At 37.0% G+C, this 19,766-nt stretch carries 18 protein-coding genes and 1 tRNA gene; 3 read left to right on the top strand and 16 right to left on the bottom strand.

Going from position 1 to position 19,766, the window contains the following annotated elements:
• The 13 genes from N0B48_RS10700 to N0B48_RS10640 form a co-directional block, all read right to left on the bottom strand.
• Entirely contained in the window at nucleotides 1-435 is a 435-nt protein-coding gene (locus N0B48_RS10700; RefSeq protein WP_259838795.1) for a hypothetical protein, read from the bottom strand.
• Between the two features lie 272 nt (nucleotides 436-707).
• Nucleotides 708-2,945 carry an RCC1 domain-containing protein gene (locus N0B48_RS10695; RefSeq protein WP_259838794.1) on the bottom strand — a complete coding sequence of 746 codons (2,238 nt, stop codon included), beginning with the start codon at nucleotides 2,943-2,945 and terminating at the stop codon, nucleotides 708-710.
• 1,031 nt (nucleotides 2,946-3,976) lie between these two features.
• Nucleotides 3,977-4,052, bottom strand: a tRNA-His gene (locus tag N0B48_RS10690).
• A gap of 35 nt (nucleotides 4,053-4,087) precedes the next feature.
• Entirely contained in the window at nucleotides 4,088-4,807 is a 720-nt protein-coding gene (bshB1, locus tag N0B48_RS10685) for a bacillithiol biosynthesis deacetylase BshB1 (protein WP_259838793.1), read from the bottom strand.
• A gap of 82 nt (nucleotides 4,808-4,889) precedes the next feature.
• The gene (locus N0B48_RS10680) at nucleotides 4,890-6,539 is read right to left on the bottom strand and encodes a tetratricopeptide repeat protein (protein ID WP_259838792.1); all 1,650 of its coding nucleotides are present in this window, start codon (nucleotides 6,537-6,539) and stop codon (nucleotides 4,890-4,892) included.
• Between the two features lie 91 nt (nucleotides 6,540-6,630).
• Nucleotides 6,631-7,503 carry a PstS family phosphate ABC transporter substrate-binding protein gene (locus N0B48_RS10675; RefSeq protein ID WP_259838791.1) on the bottom strand — a complete coding sequence of 291 codons (873 nt, stop codon included), beginning with the start codon at nucleotides 7,501-7,503 and terminating at the stop codon, nucleotides 6,631-6,633.
• Nucleotides 7,493-7,690 (bottom strand): DUF308 domain-containing protein, encoded by a 198-nt coding sequence (locus N0B48_RS10670; protein ID WP_259838790.1) that lies wholly within the window; start codon nucleotides 7,688-7,690, stop codon nucleotides 7,493-7,495. The genes N0B48_RS10675 and N0B48_RS10670 overlap by 11 nt, the downstream gene beginning before the upstream one ends.
• Nucleotides 7,691-7,766: 76 nt before the next feature.
• Complete coding sequence (locus N0B48_RS10665; RefSeq protein WP_259838789.1) at nucleotides 7,767-8,606, bottom strand: energy transducer TonB; 840 nt, start codon at nucleotides 8,604-8,606, stop codon at nucleotides 7,767-7,769.
• Between the two features lie 23 nt (nucleotides 8,607-8,629).
• Nucleotides 8,630-9,202 (bottom strand): ExbD/TolR family protein, encoded by a 573-nt coding sequence (locus tag N0B48_RS10660; protein ID WP_259838788.1) that lies wholly within the window; start codon nucleotides 9,200-9,202, stop codon nucleotides 8,630-8,632.
• 15 nt (nucleotides 9,203-9,217) lie between these two features.
• Nucleotides 9,218-9,820 carry an ExbD/TolR family protein gene (locus tag N0B48_RS10655; protein WP_259838787.1) on the bottom strand — a complete coding sequence of 201 codons (603 nt, stop codon included), beginning with the start codon at nucleotides 9,818-9,820 and terminating at the stop codon, nucleotides 9,218-9,220.
• 68 nt (nucleotides 9,821-9,888) lie between these two features.
• The gene (locus N0B48_RS10650; protein ID WP_048502767.1) at nucleotides 9,889-10,752 is read right to left on the bottom strand and encodes a MotA/TolQ/ExbB proton channel family protein; all 864 of its coding nucleotides are present in this window, start codon (nucleotides 10,750-10,752) and stop codon (nucleotides 9,889-9,891) included.
• Between the two features lie 240 nt (nucleotides 10,753-10,992).
• Nucleotides 10,993-14,031 carry a leucine--tRNA ligase gene (locus N0B48_RS10645; RefSeq protein ID WP_259838786.1) on the bottom strand — a complete coding sequence of 1,013 codons (3,039 nt, stop codon included), beginning with the start codon at nucleotides 14,029-14,031 and terminating at the stop codon, nucleotides 10,993-10,995.
• A 181-nt stretch (nucleotides 14,032-14,212) separates the two neighbouring features.
• Nucleotides 14,213-14,686 carry a lipocalin-like domain-containing protein gene (locus tag N0B48_RS10640; protein ID WP_259838785.1) on the bottom strand — a complete coding sequence of 158 codons (474 nt, stop codon included), beginning with the start codon at nucleotides 14,684-14,686 and terminating at the stop codon, nucleotides 14,213-14,215.
• A 198-nt stretch (nucleotides 14,687-14,884) separates the two neighbouring features.
• On the opposite strand from N0B48_RS10640, the gene N0B48_RS10635 reads away from it, so the two are divergent.
• The 3 genes from N0B48_RS10635 to N0B48_RS10625 are packed head-to-tail and all read left to right on the top strand — an operon-like array spanning nucleotide 14,885 to nucleotide 17,267.
• Entirely contained in the window at nucleotides 14,885-15,862 is a 978-nt protein-coding gene (locus N0B48_RS10635; RefSeq protein WP_259838784.1) for an acyltransferase family protein, read from the top strand.
• Nucleotides 15,863-15,885: 23 nt separating this feature from the next.
• A complete protein-coding gene (locus N0B48_RS10630; RefSeq protein WP_259838783.1) occupies nucleotides 15,886-16,641 on the top strand; it encodes a glycosyltransferase family 2 protein in 756 nt (251 codons plus the stop codon).
• Complete coding sequence (locus N0B48_RS10625; RefSeq protein WP_259838782.1) at nucleotides 16,641-17,267, top strand: deoxyuridine 5'-triphosphate nucleotidohydrolase; 627 nt, start codon at nucleotides 16,641-16,643, stop codon at nucleotides 17,265-17,267. The genes N0B48_RS10630 and N0B48_RS10625 overlap by 1 nt, the downstream gene beginning before the upstream one ends.
• Nucleotides 17,268-17,705: 438 nt before the next feature.
• On the opposite strand, the gene N0B48_RS10620 is transcribed toward N0B48_RS10625, so the two are convergent.
• From N0B48_RS10620 to N0B48_RS10610, 3 genes are read right to left on the bottom strand one after another with little or no spacing between them, the layout of a single operon-like run.
• Nucleotides 17,706-18,935, bottom strand: coding sequence for a 3-deoxy-D-manno-octulosonic acid transferase (locus N0B48_RS10620; protein ID WP_259838781.1), 1,230 nt, complete (start codon nucleotides 18,933-18,935; stop codon nucleotides 17,706-17,708).
• Between the two features lie 5 nt (nucleotides 18,936-18,940).
• Entirely contained in the window at nucleotides 18,941-19,285 is a 345-nt protein-coding gene (locus N0B48_RS10615; RefSeq protein ID WP_259838780.1) for a cupin domain-containing protein, read from the bottom strand.
• Nucleotides 19,282-19,749, bottom strand: coding sequence for a DUF1648 domain-containing protein (locus N0B48_RS10610; RefSeq protein ID WP_259838779.1), 468 nt, complete (start codon nucleotides 19,747-19,749; stop codon nucleotides 19,282-19,284). The genes N0B48_RS10615 and N0B48_RS10610 overlap by 4 nt, the downstream gene beginning before the upstream one ends.
• Nucleotides 19,750-19,766: the final 17 nt, after the last annotated feature.

Raw genomic sequence — 19,766 nt, 5'->3', positions numbered from 1 at the left:
TTACCAATAACTTCCTGCAAGAAAGGTAAGCCTGATGAAAGTGAATGTGTGTTGTAGGCTCAGATCTATCGTTTCGGAAAGGTTTTCCAGCTGTTCGTCATTATAAAATACGGCAAACATTCCGTCTTCGAAAGCCTGCGTCGCATTTTCCTGCGCCTTCTGAAGATTCGCTTTCTTTTCGTTATAAATACTTCTGAAGCCTGCTTTTCCGGTGTCTGTAAGAATATTCAGATAATTTTCCGAAGGTATTTTCGTATAATCTGTATCTTCCAATTCAAATGGTTGAGCATTGAATGCTTCCACCTGCTGCTGAACAATTAGTTGTAATAAATTCTCCAGTGATATTTTGGAATCATCATATCCAATTTCAAGCTTCTGTTCTGAAAGAACAGGATGTTTCCTGCCTAATTGCTTTACCGTTACCTTTATTTCCATATGTGAAGTTGATATCAATAAATATAGGAAAATTTTTAACGGAGACTGTTTTAAAACCTTGAAGAACGGTTATGAATTAAATCATCAATCTGTAAAAATTACATTTTTTTTGAACTGAATATGTTTTAGAACATAAGATGATTGAAAATAAAATTTCAGGAATAGTATAAAATAAAAAAGCACACTTTAAAAAGTGTACTTTTCTTTATGAATTATAGTCAAAAACCGGATCGCATGAGTCGGCAATTCACTGATTTAATTTTTGATATCTTTTATTTTTTAATGACTTTCAATGTCTTAGTCTCATCATTTGAATTCACTTTAACCATATAAACTCCTGATGCTAAGCCGGAAAAGTCTAATATCCCTTCATTAGCATTTATTGTTTTGCTCAGCACTTCCTGACCTAATAGATTATAAACCGATACCAAAGATATCTTCTGATCAAACGAAATAATAAGCTTGTCATTAACAGGGTTTGGATATGCCTTTAGAGAATTTTTTGACATGGTAAAGTCATCAACCCCTAAAGTTGGACAGGCAATAACTGTTGGAACATTTTTATCAACAGTAGAACCATCACCTAATTGACCAAACTGGTTTAACCCCCATGTGCTGACAGTTCCATCGCTCTTTAAGGCAAAAGTATGTGATATTCCAGCAGCAATAGCTTTCCAGTTCGTAAGACTGCCTAGTTGTGCAGGAACGTTAGTGTTGGTATTAAGTCCGTTTCCTAATTGGCCATATTGATTTCTTCCCCAAGTCCACAGTGTTCCGTTGGATTTTATGGCAAGGGTATGATTTCCTCCTGAAGCAACGGTCTGCCAGTTAGTAGCTGTTCCGATTTGTGTTGGAATATTTTTATGTCCCGTTGTTCCATCTCCTAATTGTCCATTAGCATTATATCCCCAGGTCCAAAGTGTTCCGTCTGTTTTCAGTGCAGCGACATGAAGCGTTCCTACACCAAGACTTTGCCAGTTGCTGGCGGTTCCTACTTGAGTAGGGATCAGCCTGTTTGTATTGGTAGCATCTCCGATAGTTCCATAAGTATTGCTACCCCAGGCCCAAAGTGTTCCGTCTGTTTTTAATGCGATGGTAAAATCCTGTCCGCATTGAACAGCTACCCAATTGGCAGCAGTTCCTATTTGAGTCGGCACTAAACTGGTAGTCGTGTTACCAGTACCTAACTGCCCATAAGGATTGAGTCCCCATGCCCATAGTGTTCCGTTATTTTTTATAGCTACCGTATGATACATTCCGGTATCAAAAGTCTTCCAGTCAGTAGCAGTTCCTACTTGTACCGGGGTTTGTTGGCCTGTATTTGTCCCATTACCCAATTGACCTGAATTGGCTCCCCAACCCCAAAGCGTTCCATCTGTTTTTTGAGCAATGGTATGGCTGCTTCCGCCAGCAATTTCTTTCCAGTTATTACCCGTTCCTACTTGTTTTGGGGTTGACCTGTTAGTGGTTGTACCATTTCCTAATTGTCCTGAATAATTATCCCCCCAGGCCCATAACGTTCCGTCTGTTTTTATAGCTATGCTATGCGAACTACCTGCATTGATTTTTTGAAAACAACCTGGCAGACCAGCGCTTGGCGACATTTTCACTAAACCAAGCTGTAATGTTCCCAGCCAGATAGTCCCTGAAGATTGAGTACGAACTGCACTGAAATAGTCATCAGGCAAACCAAGATTTGTATTGTTTCTCGTATAAGTGGTGCAATCCGTAAAGTTTTGCAAACCTGATCCATTAAATCCAATCCATACTTTGCTGTTACTGTCAACATCCAGGGCGTTAGGATTGTATCCTGCAAGACAAGAAGTGCTTTGATAGATAAACGCGAGGTTAGTTCCGCTCGTTGTTACTGTAACTAAACTGTCAGAACCTTGCAAATAGACCGTATTGTTGGCAATTCTCAATATTTTTTGAGTTCCCTGCGCTATAAAATTAAAATCATTTCCATTAAATTTATACAATACACCGCCATTGGTAACCCAAACTCCATTATTACTGTCTGTTGCTATAGAATTCAGACTCGTTACAGAGGAATAATTAGACCACGTTGTACCATTGAATTTTGTAAGACCGGAGTCTGTTGCAATCCAAAGGTTATTTTGTCCGTCAACAGCTATATCATTGATTGCATTAGTCGGTAAGCCTGAATTGGAAGTTGTATAATTAGTCCATGTCGTTCCGTTATACATAATAATTCCATTAAGCTGAGATGCAATCCATTTTCTGCCCAAGCCATCAATTTGAATTTTTATAATTGAATTGGATGCAATACCGGAATTGGTAGTATTGTAATTGGTAAAAGTCGTTCCGTTAAAAGTTGAAACTCCTTTGTACGTTGCAAGCCATAACAATCCATTGGCATCAACTTTAATATCAGCAATATAATTGCTCCCTATTTCTGAATTTGAAGTATTGTATGTTTTGTAACTATACGTTTGTGCAAATGCAGAAATTGAACTGAGGATTAAGAATAAAAAGTAGAGTTTTTTCATGGTTTTTAATAAAATAAATTCCTTCATGTTTAGTTTCATAATGTTTCCCTACTCGTTTAGCTTTTCGGTTCCGCTTCGTTTGAATGGTTTCTGAACTCCATATGAAATGAAAACTTTTCAAAATCAAATTAATTCATGAAAAAGCGAGCTATGATTTAAAAAAGTATTTGGTTGGTTAAATAATACTGCATCATTACCAGTAGAAGATTCGAAGTTTCTCCAGTATGAGTACAGACTATATCCCGTTACGAGAAATAATCTAATAAAGTGTGTTGATTACACCACTTGCACTTGTAAAGAAATCTAAGATTTACTTTGTTTCTAAGTTCCGGAAACAATCAGTATTGATGAATTAACAGAATAAATTCAGGGTAATTTTTCTCATTTTCATGGTTTAATGTTTTTAAATTAAGGTTTTAGTTTTTGCGGGCAACATGTATCGTCATGATGACTTTTTATGTTGTGAACTGCAAAAATATACTTTTCTTACGGAGTATCAAACAGTCAATGACAATTTAGACACCAAATGGTGTTTATTAATTAATTTAGGCTCAGTCTTAAAACTTAGGGAGCAGATAAAAAATTTTCTCTAACAAAAAGAAACATCCATATAGTAACATGAGTTTGGATAAGACATTTTAATCTGTGAGATAAAATGATTATGAACACTCTTTTGTGGTTTAAAATTTAAAAATCAAAGGTATATTTTAGATGCGAAACCTTACAGACCGTCTAATTTTTTAAAACAATTTTTAACATTAAGAAATTAAGATCTTAAAAGATGGAGCGCTTAAAAAAATTAATTCATTGATTTCTTCATTCATAATAATAAACATACTGCTTAAATCCTTAATGTTTAAATTAAGAGATAAACTAACGTTTATTGAGGTTAAGAAATTAAGATCAATTTTAAACAGACTCTTATCGGTTTGATTGTATATTTTACTCCCAAAATTTTGAGATAGATCCTCAATTTGGTATTGGAAATGTATAGAAATGAAAAAAGTACACTGTAAAAGTGTACTTTTCTTGGGTGAATGAGGGGTCTCGAACCCCCGACCTTCGGAACCACAATCCGACGCTCTAACCAACTGAGCTACAATCACCGTTTTGTGAGTGCAAATATAGGCAAGATTTTTTAATTACCAAACAATTCCGTCAAAATTTTTCATCGCAATGAGCTTCTCAGACGTAAATCCCTCAGCATAAGTCACTCCCGACAAACGTCCCAAATCCTGAGCACGATATGTAAGGCTTTCAAAAAAGTCTTTTGTGGCAATTGGGGTAACAGGCTCATTGGATGTTGGATCATAAAACTGTGTTTTGAAGGCCATGCAGGCAGCGATCTTCTTATCCAGATGCTCGGATATATCAATCACAAACTCAGGTTTGATATCTTTCCACTGAATATAATTAAAAATCTGCTTTGGTCTCCACACTTCCTGATTTCCTCCATCCAATTGGGTTTCAATTTTTCTCAGTCCGGCAAGGAAGCACGCATCTGATACTAATTTCGCGCCTTTTGCATGATCCGGATGTCTGTCATCTATTGCATTGGCTAAGACGATTTCCGGGCGGTATTTCCGGATCATTTTTACGATCTCCATCTGATATTCTTCAGAATTGACTAAAAAGCCATCTTTCATGCCTAGGTTCTCTCTTGCAGAAACACCAAGGATCTTTGCAGATTCAGCGGCCTCCAGTCTTCTGGTTTCATCGGTTCCTCTGGTTCCGAGCTCACCTCTGGTAAGATCTACAATGGCACATATTTTCCCCTCCGAAATCATTTTAGCGATTGTTCCGCCGCATCCTAGTTCTACATCATCAGGATGTGCTCCAAAAGCAAGTATATCTGTTTTCATATGCTCAAATATAAGACTTAAAATAAAAACTTCCCAAACATTGAGAATGGGAAGTTTTAATATCTATAATTTAAAATTTAAATTACTTGTTGATTGCTGCATTTAATTTTACAGCATCCTGATAAGTAGGATCAAGCTGTAAAGATTTAGCTACGTAATCTTTTGCTTTTGCAGTATCAGAATCTTTGTTCATATACGCTACCGCGAAGTAAGCATATGCTAAAGTCTGCTTGTTAGCTTCCGCATCTGCAGGTTTTACAGTAGAGATGAATTTTTCGTATGCCAATTTTGCTGCATCGTTATTCCCAGCCTGTTGGTAAGAATACCCTTGGCTGTAGTAAGCTGGTGCCCAATCCGGAAGAAGTGCACTCATTTTCTGCCATGCAAGAATAGCTCCATTCCAGTTTTTAACATCCTGGTAAGCTGTAGCTAATTTGAATAGAGAATCTGAATCTTCTTTGTTAGCAGCTACTTTCTTCTTCAATGCTTCGATCTCAGGAGTAGTAGGTCCTTTTTCAGCCTCAGCCTGAGAAGCTCCACCTCCTGCGATATTCGCAAGCTCGATATCCCACTTCATTGTTTCATCCTTAGCAGCTTTTGCGATTGCAACTTTCTGCTGAGCTTCTGTAGTTAAAGCTGTTTTTTTAGCTGCATCCGTTTCAGTTTTTGCCAATCCTGCTGCGATAAGTCCCTGAAGACCCTGGTCAGCCGGCTGTATTCTTGTTTTTTCAGCCTGAGAGACGAACGTATCCATATTCTGTTTTGCATCAGCATAGTTTCCATCAGCAAAAGACTGATATGCTCTTAATTTAAACTTGATAGGATCATCAATTTTATCAAAGATTTTGTCTAGTACAATTTTAGAGTTTGCATAATCTTCATTGGTAAAATATAATTTTGCAATTTCTAACTGAGTATATGGATCCTCATCAGCATATTTTGTATAGTTGATAAGGTCTTGAGTCGCTTTTGCGTTTTGCTGATATCTGATATCGTATGAAGCCAAAGCTTTGTAAGCAGGTGCATAAGTAGCATCTACACCAATCGCTTTATCAATACTTTCTTTTGCATTTTTCCACAATTGAGCAGCCATCCAAAGCGTACCCATTCTTGTATAAACGGATGCTTTATTTTTAGCTAAAGGTAATGCTTTATCGTAAGCAGACATGGCTTCACCCGGTGCTCTTTTAATTCTGTAAGCATCTCCAAGAGTGTAATAATAATGAGCCGGAACACCTTTTTTCTCTGCTTTTTCAACAGCCTTTGTCAGGAACTGAATGGCAGCATCAGGAGCATTGTTCTTTTCAAATAAAGTTAAAGCTTCCGCAGCTCTGAACAATACTTCAGCATCTTTTTCTCTGGAATCTGCTACAATTTTCTGAATTTCAGCAATTGCACTTTTATCTCCTTTACCCAACTTCACGGTAGCTAAACCGATTTTGTTCAGGTAGCTTTTGTTATCAGCAGCTAAACCTTTGTTAAAACTTTCAATAGCTTTAGCATAATCAGGTTCACCCTGCTTAAGGTAAGTATTCCCTAAATAGAAGTAATTTTCTGCTGTAGGTGCTTTGGAAACCATTTCCGTAAAATTGATTTTAGCCTGTGCGTATTTGTCACTGTCTATACTGTTAATACCATCCTGCAACGTCTGTGCAGAGGCTAAACCGGCAAAAAATACCACAGCTGCTCCAAAAGCAATTTTCTTTACATTCATAATCATTATATCTTTCATTTTATATTTTTCTATATTTGACTTATATGCTCCACAATTTTTAGACCAAATTAATATTTTCACAAGGGGTACAATGCTATTTTAATAATTTTTAACGCATCTGAACCTCTCTTTTGTATATATTATAGGGCTGCAGACCTTCTTTTTCTACAATCATCTGCCCCAGTTGTGTACATGAATATCTGATAAATCCGTTAGCGATATTAAAGTTCCCTTCATTGGTTAAAAAATAAAGAACTCTGGTAAACGGATAGGTCATTTTACGAAGGCTTTCATTATCTACACTGTATAATTTTCCATTATTTTCAACCGGCAGAACTTTCACCATTTCTCTAAGTTTCTCAGACGTTTTATCATAAGGACGACTGAATGTATTCAGGCCGATAACTCCGATTTTATCGGTATGCTTACCTAATTCTTCAATGATATTCTGGCTTCCCGGAATAATGGAGAACTTAAGGTCTTTCGGCTGTTTCTTCAGTTTTTGTGCGACGAAGTTCAGGTTACTTGAATTGGTTCCGTCGAAGATAAAATTCTTAGCATCAGATTCCAGTCCGTTTTTTATCTCATCCATGGAAATGCTCTGTTTCGGAGAATCTTTCGGAACAACAAAAACGACTGCATCTGCGGCAAATTTAGCAGGAAGAAACTTCAGGTCAACCTGTTCTTCATATGCTTTTTTCTCTTCAGGAGTAAGATCCCTGGACATAACTGTTATTCTGGCCTTATCATTCAGCAGATCAAGAAAGCCTAAATCTTCTTTCTTTGTTTCGATTTTGATATGGGTTTCAGGATAATTGATCATATATCCGTCTGCCAATGCCTCGGTAACGCTTTTAAAAGACTCGTCGGTAAGTATGGTAAGGTCTCCTTTATGATAGGATGGAGATTTGTCTTCTTTTTTGCAGCTTACAGCAACGATACTTATTACGGAAAGCACCGCGATTTTCAAACTATTTCTCATTTCCTGAATCTTTAATTCTTGAAACTGCTCTATAGATTCTAAATATTCCATAAAGAATAAGCACTGCACCCATCGCATAAGCAATGGCAGGCTCTAAAATCGTGAAGAAAAATTTGTAGATAATAACTACAATTCCCAATACGATATAAAATAATCCGGTAACTACGGATAACCAATTGAACATCATGTAACAAAAATACCAAAAAAAATAAAAAAGAGAAGCATATGCTTCTCTTTTTATTTATAATTCGAATAAATAAGTCTTATTCAAAGTTCATAGTAAACGGTACGCTATAGTAAGATCTAACGCTCTCCCCGTTTCTTTTCGCAGGAGTCCATTTTTTCAGTTTCTTAACTACACGAATCGCTTCACTGTTGAAGTCGCCATTTGGAGATTTCTCTTCAATAGTAACTCCGGAAACAGTTCCGTCTCTTTCTACAACGAACTTAAGTTTCGCTTTAAGGGTACCTTCACCTCCTTCCATTAAAGAAGTATCAAAATTTTCCCCTAGATATTTTCTTAATGATGCCATACCTCCAGGATATTCTGCAGATTGGTCTACATCTTTGTAGATCTCGTTAGGGTTATTTGTTTTTACTTCCGCTGTACTGGCTTTGTTACCATTATTAGGCGGTGGTGGCGGTGGTGTATAAGCCGGAGCTTTTACCCCTTCCTGATTATTCAAACCGGTCGTCGTTTCTAACTGCTTAGAGATTGGCGGCGGTGGTGTTTCAATCTTTGGAGCTTTTACAGGCTCCGGAACCACGTTCTGAATTACTTCAATTTTTTCCTCTTCTTTTGGAGGAGGTGGTGGAGGTGGTTCTTCTTCTTTTGGCTGGTCAATGATCGGATCCTCTTCAATAATGTTTACCAAATCTGCCTTCACTTCTTGTTTAGGTGGTTCAGTAAGTCTCTTAATAGTAAGATAAATAAAAGGAGATAAAGCCGCAACCAGGAATAATGCCGTTCCAACAATAAAAGATTTTGTCAGAAGTCTTGGATACTGATGTCTCAGATCATAGGCACCATATTCCTTATTTCTATTTTCAAATACAATCTCATCTAAAGTAAGATTCTGATTGTATACATTTTCATCTGCCATAGATTTACAGTTTTATGGTTAAATTACTTTGTAGCTGGTGTAGCCGCAGCTCCATTATTCCCAACTTTTCTATCATAGATAGCTTTTTCCCAAGGCTTCACATCGGTTACCCCGTACTGCTCACTTTTGGTAATGGCCATTTCGTCAAGAATATCTACAAAGTTCTTATATACAGCATCGTCAGTCGGCTTGATAATAACAGTAAATTTTGTTTTATCTACTGCGCCTGCTTTTGCTTTCTCAATTATTTTTCTAATCCCTTCTCTATCGTAAGTAGTCTCGTTAAGATTTTGATCAGTTAAAGATGTTGGATCCTGCTGATGCCAGAAAATCTTATTGTTTTTACCTAATAATAAAGAAATTGAGTTAGAAAGTTTAATTTCTGTTGGAGGTGGTTTCGGCTGATCCTCTTTTGGTTTCGCCGGAAGCCCTAAATCCATTACATTCGGTTTGCTAAATGTGGTTGTGAACATAAAGAAGGTAATCAATAGAAAACCCAGGTCCACCATTGGAGTCATATCTACTCTGGTATTCTGCTTCTTGGAACGTACCTTGCCGCCTTTGCCGCCTTTTTCCTGTACTTGTACTTCTGCCATTTCTAAATGATATTATTATGGTTTACCTTCTTGTGATGTAATCAACCAGAATTTAAGAAAATCAATATCTCTTAAACCTTCAAATAGGCTTTTAACTTTAGGATACTCAGTTGTAACGTCACCCTTGATTGCTAACTTGTAATCAGGATTTACGCTCAAACTTTGTTGTACCCATTCCACTAACTGCTTATTTGTACTATCCATAGGAATCCCAGTAGGACTCTTAAAGCTTTTCTGCTCCTCATCTGACAAATCGAGATAGCCTTTCAGTTGGTTCATAGGAACCCCAATTGCTTGTACTTTTTGAAATGCAGCTTTTTGTTGGTTAGTAAAAGTCATATTATACTTTTTTCCCATTTTTTCTAAAAGCTGTAGTCTCTCTGATGCATTCTCTACCGGCTGGAAATAAAATTTTCCGTCCGGAGTAGCGTTGATGGTCATCAAACTTGCATCAGGAAGTAACTTCTCTGATATTGAAGATGGCGGTTTAATCTGCTCCACGTCAGGTTTTTTAAACTGAGTGGTCAATATAAAGAACGTAAGTAGTAGGAAGGCAACGTCACACATTGCCGTCATATCCGTCACTACTCCATGTCTTTTTGGTTTGACTCTCGCCATTGTTTTGAATTATTTTTAATTAAACTTCTTTTAATTGGAATGCAAATTCCTTGCTACAAATTCAATTCTTAGTTGAATTCAGCAAAAGACTGCTGGATGCTCATAGCGATCTCGTCGATCTTATAAGTTAATCCGTCAATTTTAGATGTAAAGAAGTTATAAAGGATAATCGCGATAGCTGAAGTACCAATACCTAATGCCGTGTTGATCAAGGCCTCAGAGATACCTGTAGAAAGTGCAGCAGCATCTGGAGTACCACCACCTGAACCTAATGCGAAGAATGCTTTGATCATCCCGATTACAGTTCCTAAAAGTGCGATCAATGTAGCTACAGTACCTAAAGTAGAAAGAATCATCATGTTCTTTTCAAGCATTGGCATTTCAAGAGTAGTAGCCTCTTCGATAGCTTTGTTAAGAGCTACCATTTTTTGCTCTTTATTTAAAGTAGTATCGTGAGAAAGTGCTTTGTAAGTAGTAAGACCTTCTTTTACTACGTTACCTACAGATCCTTGTTGTCTGTCACACTCTTCTAAAGCTTCATCAATTTTGTTTTGATTCAATAAGCTTCTTACCTGAACTACGAAGTTGTCTAAGTTTCCTTTTCCAGCAGCCTTACCTAGTACGAAATATCTTTCGAAAGAGAAAACGATTACAGTAATCATGAAAGTAATCAAGATTGGTACGATAACCCCTCCTTTGTAGATAATCCCTAAAAACGATTCCGGGTGAATGTCTTTTCCTTCAACACTAGAGAAAGCTACAGATCCACTACCTAGTTTTTCTGCGTCTTTAAAGTTTCCTGGGTTCCCAAGAACGAATAAATAAATACAAACTCCTATAACGAATAAAATAGGAATAATAACAGCCGGGTTTAAACCTCCTGCTTTTCTAGCAACTACTTGCTCATCATTTTTTGAAACATTCATTTCCATATTTAACTAAATTATATTGTTTTAAAATTTTACAAGGTGTAAATTAAAGGCAAAATTAATTAAAATGCAAGAGTCTTAAATAAACATTTTGCATTTTTCTGATAAAGAAATTTTAATACGATTTCGATATAATAATTATTTTTAATTATTTTATTTATTTTCCTCAATTTTAACATTTGAGTTAGAAATTTAAAAAAATAAGACCCTCATTTTTTTTAATTTGCCAATGTTAACTTTTTTTTAAATTACGATATTCACAATACGGTGATGCACTACGATGATTTTTTTAGGTGTTTTACCTTCCAAAATAGGTTGCATTTTTTCATCAGAAATCACCAAATCCTCTACCTCCTTCGCAGATAACTGAGCTGAAAGAGAAATTTTGAACTTCATTTTACCGTTTACACTTACCGGATACTCGATTTCGTCTTCTACCAGATAATCTTCGTTCAATACCGGGAATTTTTCAAACTCCACAGATTCCTTATTCCCCAGCAAACTCCAAAGCTCTTCACAGATATGTGGTGCGTACGGAGAGATGATAACGGCTAAGGGTTCTAAAATATTGCGTTTGTTGCATTTTATTTTCTGAAGCTCATTAACAGCGATCATAAATGAAGATACAGACGTATTGAAAGAGAAGTTCTCAATGTCATACACGACCTTCTTTATTAAGGTATGCAAAACTTTGTATTCTGCTTTTGTCGGTTCTTCGTCAGACACTTCAAAGGTATCTCCGTTGAAATACAGGTTCCAGAATTTCTTAAGGAAACCGTACACTCCACTTAGTCCTTGTGTATTCCAGGGCTTGGACTGCTCCAATGGACCTAAGAACATTTCGTATAGTCTTAATCCGTCTGCTCCGTATTCTTCACAGATATCGTCAGGATTTACAACGTTGTATTTAGACTTGGACATTTTTTCTACTTCACGGTCTGTGATGTATTTTCCGTCCTCTAAAATAAATTCCGCGTTCGCATAGTCAGGTCTCCACGCTTTGAAAGCTTCGGTATCCAATTCATCAGAGGTTCCTTTTAATAAGGATACGTCAACGTGAACAGGCATTAAAAACCATTTAAGAGCATTAAAATTAACTTGAATCTCTTCAACGTCTGGATATTTTAATTTAAATTTCTCTTTAATAACTTCTTTTACTTGATTAACCTGAGTGACAATTTCTAAATCATTTTCTAAATCATAATCCTCATCAAGTTTAAACTTACCAATAAATTTTTTCGAAATAAAAATAGGAGTTCCATTTATAACTTCTTGGTAATATTGCTTAAAATCCTCTGAGTCATATTTTTCTTTATTAGAGTTATAAATTGTTGCTGTTAAAAAATTCCTGTAGACGAATGCACTCATCCCCAAAATCATCCCTTGGTTGATCAGTTTCTGGAAAGGCTCGTCATTATTAATGTATCCTCTGTCTTTTAAGAACATGTTCCAGAAACGGGAATATAGTAAGTGACCGGTGGCGTGCTCGCTTCCTCCGATGTATAAATCTACCTGTCCCCAATAATCGCTTAAGCTTTTATCTGCAAAAACCTCATCATTGGAAGGATCCATATATCTAAGGAAATACCATGAGCTTCCCGCCCAACCCGGCATTGTAGATAATTCTAACGGGAATATCGTTTTATCATCAATAAGGTCTACGGAAACCATTTTTTGATTGGCTTCATCCCACGCAAATACTTTCGCGTTTCCTAATGGCGGATCACCATCTTCAGTCGGTAAATATTTTTCAACTTCAGGAAGTTCCAGCGGTAAAGCGGAAACCGGAAGGGTGTAAGGCATTCCTTCCTTATAATATATAGGAACCGGTTCTCCCCAATAACGCTGTCTTGAGAAAATGGCATCACGCTGTCTATAGTTAGTCGTTCCGTGACCAATTCCTTTGTTCTCGATTTCAGAAATTATTTTTGATTTGGCATCGCTATAATTCAATCCGTTTAAGAAATCAGAGTTCACACAAACTGAATCTTTAGAGTCGAAAGATTTTTCCTGAATATCTTCATCGGTATCTACTACCTTTTTAATATCAAGGTTAAATTTCTTGGCAAATCTATGATCACGTTCGTCATGTGCAGGAACCGCCATTACAACACCTGTTCCATATCCCATCAATACGTAGTCTGAAATATAAATTGGCATTTTTTCGCCACTGAAAGGATTAACAGCATAACTTCCCGTAAAAGCACCACTCACGTTTTTCACGTCAGCCATCCTGTCTCTTTCCGTTTTCTTGGAAGTTTCTTCAATATAAGAATCTACTTCTGCTTTCTGAGCTTCTGTAGTAATGGTATCTACTAAAGGATTTTCAGGAGCCAGCACCATAAATGTTGCCCCGAAAATAGTGTCAGGTCTTGTCGTAAACACTTCAATGATTTCGTCATGTCCTTCTACCTGGAACTGAACCTGTGCTCCCTGGGATTTTCCGATCCAGTATTCCTGGGCATCTTTAAGAGGCTGCGGCCAGTCTAATGTATTCAAGCCCTGTAATAACCTTTCAGAGTAGGCTGAGATTCTCATGCTCCACTGCATCATTTTCTTTTGAAATACAGGAAATCCTCCTCTTTCAGATTTTCCGTCTTTCACCTCATCATTCGCCAATACAGTTCCCAAAGCCGGACACCAGTTAACGGTAGTCTCCGCTCTGAATGCCAGACGGTAATTTAAAAGGATATCTTCTTTATCAAGGTCTGAAGAATCTTTCCATTCTTCTGCCGTGAAATTTAATTCGTCGTTTTGATTAGCATTTAATCCTTCTGTTCCTTTTTCTTCAAAATGCTGAATCAAAGTCTGGATAGGTTCTGCCTTATCGGTGTTTTTATTGTACCATGAATGATACAGCTCAATAAAGATCCACTGAGTCCATTTATAATAGGATGCATCTGAAGTTCTCACTTCTCTGCTCCAGTCGAATGAAAAACCGATCTTTTTCAGCTGTTCTTCATATCTGTTGATATTTTCCTCAGTGGTGACCGCCGGATGCTGCCCGGTCTGGATCGCATACTGCTCAGCAGGAAGTCCGAAGCTGTCATAACCTACCGGGTGGAGGACATTAAAACCCTGATGTCTTTTATATCTCGCATAAATATCTGACGCAATATACCCCAGCGGGTGCCCCACGTGAAGCCCTGCCCCGGATGGATACGGAAACATATCGAGAACATAAAATTTAGGTTTGTGCGTGCTATTGGAGGTTTTGTAGGTCTGGTTTTCTTCCCAGTACTTCTGCCACTTTTTTTCTATCTGCTGATGATCGTAAAACACTTTATTATAGATATTAGATGTTAGATATTAGATGTTACATTTTTCAACTCCCATTCTAATTTTCACAAAAATAATGATTTTAAAAGAAATAAGAATTTTAATTTTAATTAATTCGGGAATGTACTTCAACAAAAAAAATCTCATCCGGAGATGAGATCTATAGTAAGGTATGGAATGTATATTATTGAGGAATTCTCTTGAACGTGTACGTTCTTGTTTTATATACAGTCGGATCCTGAGTCTCTTCTCTTACCGCAAGGTTTAGGGTCACGTCATCGAGGGTCACCACTTTCGCATTGGATGGTTCTACTGTCCCTTGATATTTCATCACTACTGTTTTTGCGCTTTTATCATACGTGTAAGTGAAATTTCGGTCTGATTGAATAGCACATTGTGGAGTAACCCCTATAAAATCCCAGTCCGTTCTTTTCCCGGAAGCTTCAGTATTGAATCTCCATCTGGATTCTTTCTGACAGTCGGTATATGTAATAAGATCTGAAACCGGATCTGCTCCTGTTTTAATCGTGGTCACTACTTCTTTAAGCGGCTGCCAAACGCCTACAAGAGGATATTCCATCGTAGTATCGCCATCATCATTACATCCTGTAGCTAAAAATAATGATAAACCTGCAAATAGTAATGCTAATTTCTTCATATATAAAATTTTCAAGGGCTAAAATTATAATTTTTTTGATTTATAACACCATTTTTTGTGAAAAATTATTTCAATATTACATATTTCTGAAAATTTTAGAACATTAACCCTCATAATAGGCGTTATTTAACAAATATTGAATCTGAGATACCCTGCGTTTTTTATTAAAAAAACTATTTTTGCAGAAACAAAACAAAAATGCAAAGTATAACGAAAAATAATTTTGACTTCATCCGCGTTCTCCTCGCTTTCATTGTCTTTGTAGGACATCTGGGAGCTTTAAGTGACTCAACTCAACTCACTTTTTTAACACATAGTCCCGTAGAAGTTGCCGTTTTTGCATTTTTTATTGTCAGTGGATTCCTTATTGCGAGGAGCTACGAAAGATCTTCCAGCCTGAAAAGCTATGTAAAGAAAAGAATCAACAGAATTGTTCCCGCTTATCTATTGGTTGTATTTCTTTGTACCGTACTTCTGAGCCTTGTAAGTACACTTTCTTTCTCCGATTATTTTGGAAATGTACAGGTTTATAAATATTTCTTCTGGAATTCTATCTTCATGAACTTTATGGCTCCTTCCCTTCCCGGAGTATTCGGAAATGAAGCGGTTAATGGTGCGCTATGGACCCTTAAGATTGAAATGTGCTTTTATTTTGCAGTTCCATTGATCTTTTTGTTATTCGGAAAAAACAATAAATACAGGAATACAAGCCTTATCATTTTGTATTTTCTTTCTTTGATTTTCCTTAATTATTTTGACCTGACCGGAAAATCTGCTATTTCCAGGCAATTGCCGGGTTCACTATGCTATTTTATCGGTGGAATGCTGATTTATTTTCATTTTGATCAGTTTATCAAATATAAAAACACGCTGTTCATTATTGCCCTCATTACGGTTTGGATCGATCTGATTCTGCATATCAAATTATTCTCACCTATCATGATCAGTATTATTGTACTGTATATCGCCTATTCACTTAAGTTCCTGAATAATTTCGGAAAATACGGAGATTTCACATACGGTATTTATATCTTCCACTTCCCTATTATCAGGGTATTTGCTACGCTTGGGCTATTTGCTAATTACAATCCTTTTTTCATGAGTTTTGTGTGTATGCTGGTGGTGATTGGAGTAGGAATTGCGTCCTGGCATCTTTATGAGAAAAAATTTTTATAATTTTACCCTCATTAAATTCACAAATGAAAGACCTTGTTTCCATCATTACTCCCTGTTACAATTCTGCAGAATTCATCGAAGAAACGATACAGTCTGTTTTAAACCAAACCTATGAAAACTGGGAATGGCTGATCACAGATGATCTTTCCAAAGACAATACCGTAGATATTATAAAAAAATACAATGATCCGCGGATAAAACTGCAGGTCCTTGAGAAAAACGGCGGCGCAGGAAATGCCAGAAACAACAGTCTGGAAAGAGCTACAGGACGGTATATCGCCTTTCTGGACTCCGATGATTTCTGGTATCCCGAATATCTGGAAACCATGACCGATTATATGGAGGAAAACAATGCAGAATTGGTCTACTGTAATTATTCAAGGTGTAATGAGCAGTTACAGCCTGTTTTAAAGGATTTCTTAGCGGATAAAGTAGTCACTTTTTCCAATCTTTTGAAAACCTGCAGACTGGCACCGGTTTCTACGATGTATGATACCCAAAGAGTCGGGAAATTTTTATTCCCGATAAAAAGCAAACGTGAAGATCATGTGATGTGGCTGAATCTTTTAAAAGTAATTCCGGAAGGAGTGCCCATCAATAAGACATTGGCCAAGTACAGAATGCGTGAGAATAGTGTTTCCCGAAAGAAAAAAAACATCATCAAAGATCAGTATCTGGTCTATAAAGACTTTATGGGATTTTCTACTGTAAAATCTCTTTATTACACAGCCAATTGGGCGATTAACGGATTTCTGAAATATTCTAAAATATTCAATTAATGGAGTACTCCAAAGAGTTTAAAGCAGCACTGAGTGCTTTTTCCAATGTAGAAAAAGACCGTCTTATTTTCAGATTACTGAAAAAGGATAAACTTTTGTCTAAAAAACTGTATTTCGAACTGATCGATCAGGAAACTACGGACGATAAGAGAAATACCATGGAAGAAAATGTTGCCGAAAAACTTCTTCTTGCATCTAAATATGTGGGAAATGCCAAGTATTTCATGAGCACCGTCCGAACCGTAAGCGCAGACATTACTGAGCACGTAAAAATAACTACGGATAAATTCGGGGAAGTTTCACTGAATCTTTTGCTGGTCAACAGAATTCTGGATTCTAACGAAGACCTCAGCAGACAAAGGTTTGACAATGTTTACAAACTCTATATTTACATCATCAATAAAATATTCAAGGCATTGGTTTTAACGAAAAAACTGGATGAGGATTACTGGATGGAAATTGACGAATTACTGAAAGAATCTCTGGATAAAATCCTTGACAATCAATACCTGCAGAAACTTTGTATTAACAACGGTCTCGATTTTAACTGGTTCCAGTCTCACCGTATTCCAGAAAACATTGAGCAGATCATGAAGGATATAAAAAGTCAGGGGTTTTTGAGATAGAGATTTCAGACATCAGATTTCAGACACGAGACTTTTCTTGGGTTAAGAATAAGATTAGGAAATGTCAATGGTCAATTTTGCGGCGCAAGTGAATGGTGAATTTTTGGAAGATATGAGATTTCAGACATCAGACATGAGACTTTTTTTTAGTTAAGACTAAAATTAGGAAATGTCAATGGTCAATTTTGCTGCGCAAGTGAAATGTGAAACCCTCTTACTCCACAATCCGAAAATCATAAACCCGGATCCCGAAACTCTCAAACACTCTCACTCTCAAACTCTCAAACCCGAATTCAGGTTAAGAAACTTCAATCGTCAATTTTGCTGCGCAAGTGAAATGTGAAACCCTCAAACTCGTAACCCGAATCTCATAAACCCGAATCCCGAAACTCTAAAACGCTCCGACTCTCAAACTCTCAAACACACCAACTCTAAAACTTAAGATATTTTCTGAAGAATAAGGTGGGTTGCATCAGGCTTGTTATCAACGAACTTTCGGGCATTGTCTGACAATCCCTGGAGTTCTTCCTCATTATTGAAAAGAAACAAAACGAAATCTGCTGCTGCGTATTCCTCGGGAAAAGACTTACCGCCTTCTGCTGCAATCAGGTCGTCCGCTTCTGGATTTTTTCTGTAATGATTTCCAAAGATCACAGGTACACCGAATGTTGCTGCTTCCAAAATATTGTGCAGTCCCGCATCATGAAAACCACCTCCCACAACAGCCACATCTGCATACGAATATAATTTTGACAACAAACCGATGCTGTCGATAATTAAAATCTGATATTCAGAAATGAGAAGCTCTGCCTTATTTATTGAGCTGTAGACTAATGCATCAGGGAAAATATTTTTTAAATGGCCCACTCTTTTCAGATCATGAGGAGCAATGATTAATTTTAAATCTGCATTCATTTTTGAAATGGTGGCCGCGATTTTTTCTTCTGCTTGCCACGAACTTCCGAAGACGATCGTCTGACGATCTCCTATAAATTCTGAAATAAAATCCACATGATTATCGCGCATTCTCAGCTGCTTTACCCTGTCGAATCTTGTATCTCCCGTTACCGAAGAATTACTGAGACCAATACTTTTGGCCAATGCAAAGGAAAATTCCGTTTGATGAAAAAACCAGTCTACATTTTTTTTGAGCTGCTTTACAAACCATTTCCCGTAGGAAGTAAAAAACGCCTGTCTCTCATAGAACAAAGCAGAAATCACGTAGATCTTAGCTCCGTGTTGTTTCAGCTCAGCCAAAAGGTGATACCAGTAGTCGTATTTAACGGTGAAAAATAATTCGGGATCAAACTGAGAGATAAATTCTTTTATGGTGCTCTTTTTGTCGAAGGGAAGATAACAGATCACATCTGCGATATGTTTCTTTTTTACCACATTTTCATAGCCTGAAGGGGAAAAGAAGGTCACAAGGATTTTATGAGTCGGAAATTTCTCTTTCAGCTTTTCCAAAACCGGAAGTCCCTGCTCGTATTCACCGAGGCTGGCCGCATGCATCCATATCACTTTATCTGATGGCGAAAACGTAGCTTTTACCTGATCTAAAGACTTCTTTCTTCCTTCAACTCCTTTTTTAGTTTTATCATTAAACAAGGCGAAAACTTTCATTCCGAAAATGAGAAGACTGACAAATATGTTGTATAGGAATGACATCTTAATTATTTTTCAATTTCAATTCGGTCGTTATGGGTAGACGGGCTGGAGATGACAAGAAATTCCACATCATCCTGAGATTCATTGGAAATACAATGTTTTGATTTGGGCTGAACGGAAATACTTTCTCCCGCCTTTACAGAAAACTTTTCATCATTAATATCAAATACCGCTTCTCCTTTTAAAATATAAAAAACCTGTTCTGCCATTTCATGAAAATGCATTTTTTCAGCAGTTCCGGCGGGCATTTTTTCCTGTTTTACGGAAAGATTACGGGAATCATTCAGAACCCAGCTGTCGCAGCCGTTTCCCCAGGTATAATGCGCTGAATGAGTTTTAGAATGTATCATTTGAATATCGCTACAAAAGTAAAAACCAACATCAAACTTCCGATCACCGATAAAATAGCTGTAGATAACGGAACTCTAGGCTTTACGGTTTCATCAAAGGCATATCGGAACATATAATCCTGTCCGTTCATAAAGATCAGCATCACCAATACAAACAGCCACCTTAGAAAAATTTCCATAATCAGGAACTGAGCATATTTATTCTTATCCGTAATATCGACGGGAAGATTGGCTGTTTCCGGATGTCTTAATGCATAGGCAAAAAAACAAAATAAAGCCGTTCCAATGACCGGAGTAAAAAAAGAATATATTTTGCTCCCGAAGTTATCGGCTTTTCCGTCAAAATCGAAATGTACAGGAATTTTTTTAGGAAGGGTTTTGTAATGTTTCAGGGTAAACCACCAGAAAAAAACCACCAATCCGAAATTAAAAATATCAAAGACTGTAAAAATAATATTCTCCATTCCGACTGTATTTAAGG

The organism is Chryseobacterium herbae, assembly GCF_025154075.1.
GTDB lineage: Bacteria > Bacteroidota > Bacteroidia > Flavobacteriales > Weeksellaceae > Chryseobacterium > Chryseobacterium herbae.
This window is presented reverse-complemented; position numbering and strand designations above follow the sequence as displayed.

Excerpts from the sequence above, each read along its gene's own strand:
- N0B48_RS10660 (WP_259838788.1), bottom strand. The coding sequence starts at position 9,202 with ATGGCAGAAGTACAAGTACAGGAAAAAGGCGGCAAAGGCGGCAAGGTA.
- N0B48_RS10625 (WP_259838782.1), top strand. The coding sequence starts at position 16,641 with ATGGAGTACTCCAAAGAGTTTAAAGCAGCACTGAGTGCTTTTTCCAAT.
- N0B48_RS10610 (WP_259838779.1), bottom strand. The coding sequence starts at position 19,749 with ATGGAGAATATTATTTTTACAGTCTTTGATATTTTTAATTTCGGATTG.
- N0B48_RS10665 (WP_259838789.1), bottom strand. The coding sequence starts at position 8,606 with ATGGCAGATGAAAATGTATACAATCAGAATCTTACTTTAGATGAGATT.
- N0B48_RS10675 (WP_259838791.1), bottom strand. The coding sequence starts at position 7,503 with ATGAGAAATAGTTTGAAAATCGCGGTGCTTTCCGTAATAAGTATCGTT.
- N0B48_RS10620 (WP_259838781.1), bottom strand. The coding sequence starts at position 18,935 with ATGTCATTCCTATACAACATATTTGTCAGTCTTCTCATTTTCGGAATG.
- N0B48_RS10630 (WP_259838783.1), top strand. The coding sequence starts at position 15,886 with ATGAAAGACCTTGTTTCCATCATTACTCCCTGTTACAATTCTGCAGAA.
- N0B48_RS10615 (WP_259838780.1), bottom strand. The coding sequence starts at position 19,285 with ATGATACATTCTAAAACTCATTCAGCGCATTATACCTGGGGAAACGGC.
- N0B48_RS10650 (WP_048502767.1), bottom strand. The coding sequence starts at position 10,752 with ATGGAAATGAATGTTTCAAAAAATGATGAGCAAGTAGTTGCTAGAAAA.
- N0B48_RS10700 (WP_259838795.1), bottom strand. The coding sequence starts at position 435 with ATGGAAATAAAGGTAACGGTAAAGCAATTAGGCAGGAAACATCCTGTT.
- N0B48_RS10635 (WP_259838784.1), top strand. The coding sequence starts at position 14,885 with ATGCAAAGTATAACGAAAAATAATTTTGACTTCATCCGCGTTCTCCTC.
- bshB1 (WP_259838793.1), bottom strand. The coding sequence starts at position 4,807 with ATGAAAACAGATATACTTGCTTTTGGAGCACATCCTGATGATGTAGAA.
- N0B48_RS10640 (WP_259838785.1), bottom strand. The coding sequence starts at position 14,686 with ATGAAGAAATTAGCATTACTATTTGCAGGTTTATCATTATTTTTAGCT.
- N0B48_RS10670 (WP_259838790.1), bottom strand. The coding sequence starts at position 7,690 with ATGATGTTCAATTGGTTATCCGTAGTTACCGGATTATTTTATATCGTA.
- N0B48_RS10695 (WP_259838794.1), bottom strand. The coding sequence starts at position 2,945 with ATGAAAAAACTCTACTTTTTATTCTTAATCCTCAGTTCAATTTCTGCA.
- N0B48_RS10655 (WP_259838787.1), bottom strand. The coding sequence starts at position 9,820 with ATGGCGAGAGTCAAACCAAAAAGACATGGAGTAGTGACGGATATGACG.
- N0B48_RS10680 (WP_259838792.1), bottom strand. The coding sequence starts at position 6,539 with ATGAAAGATATAATGATTATGAATGTAAAGAAAATTGCTTTTGGAGCA.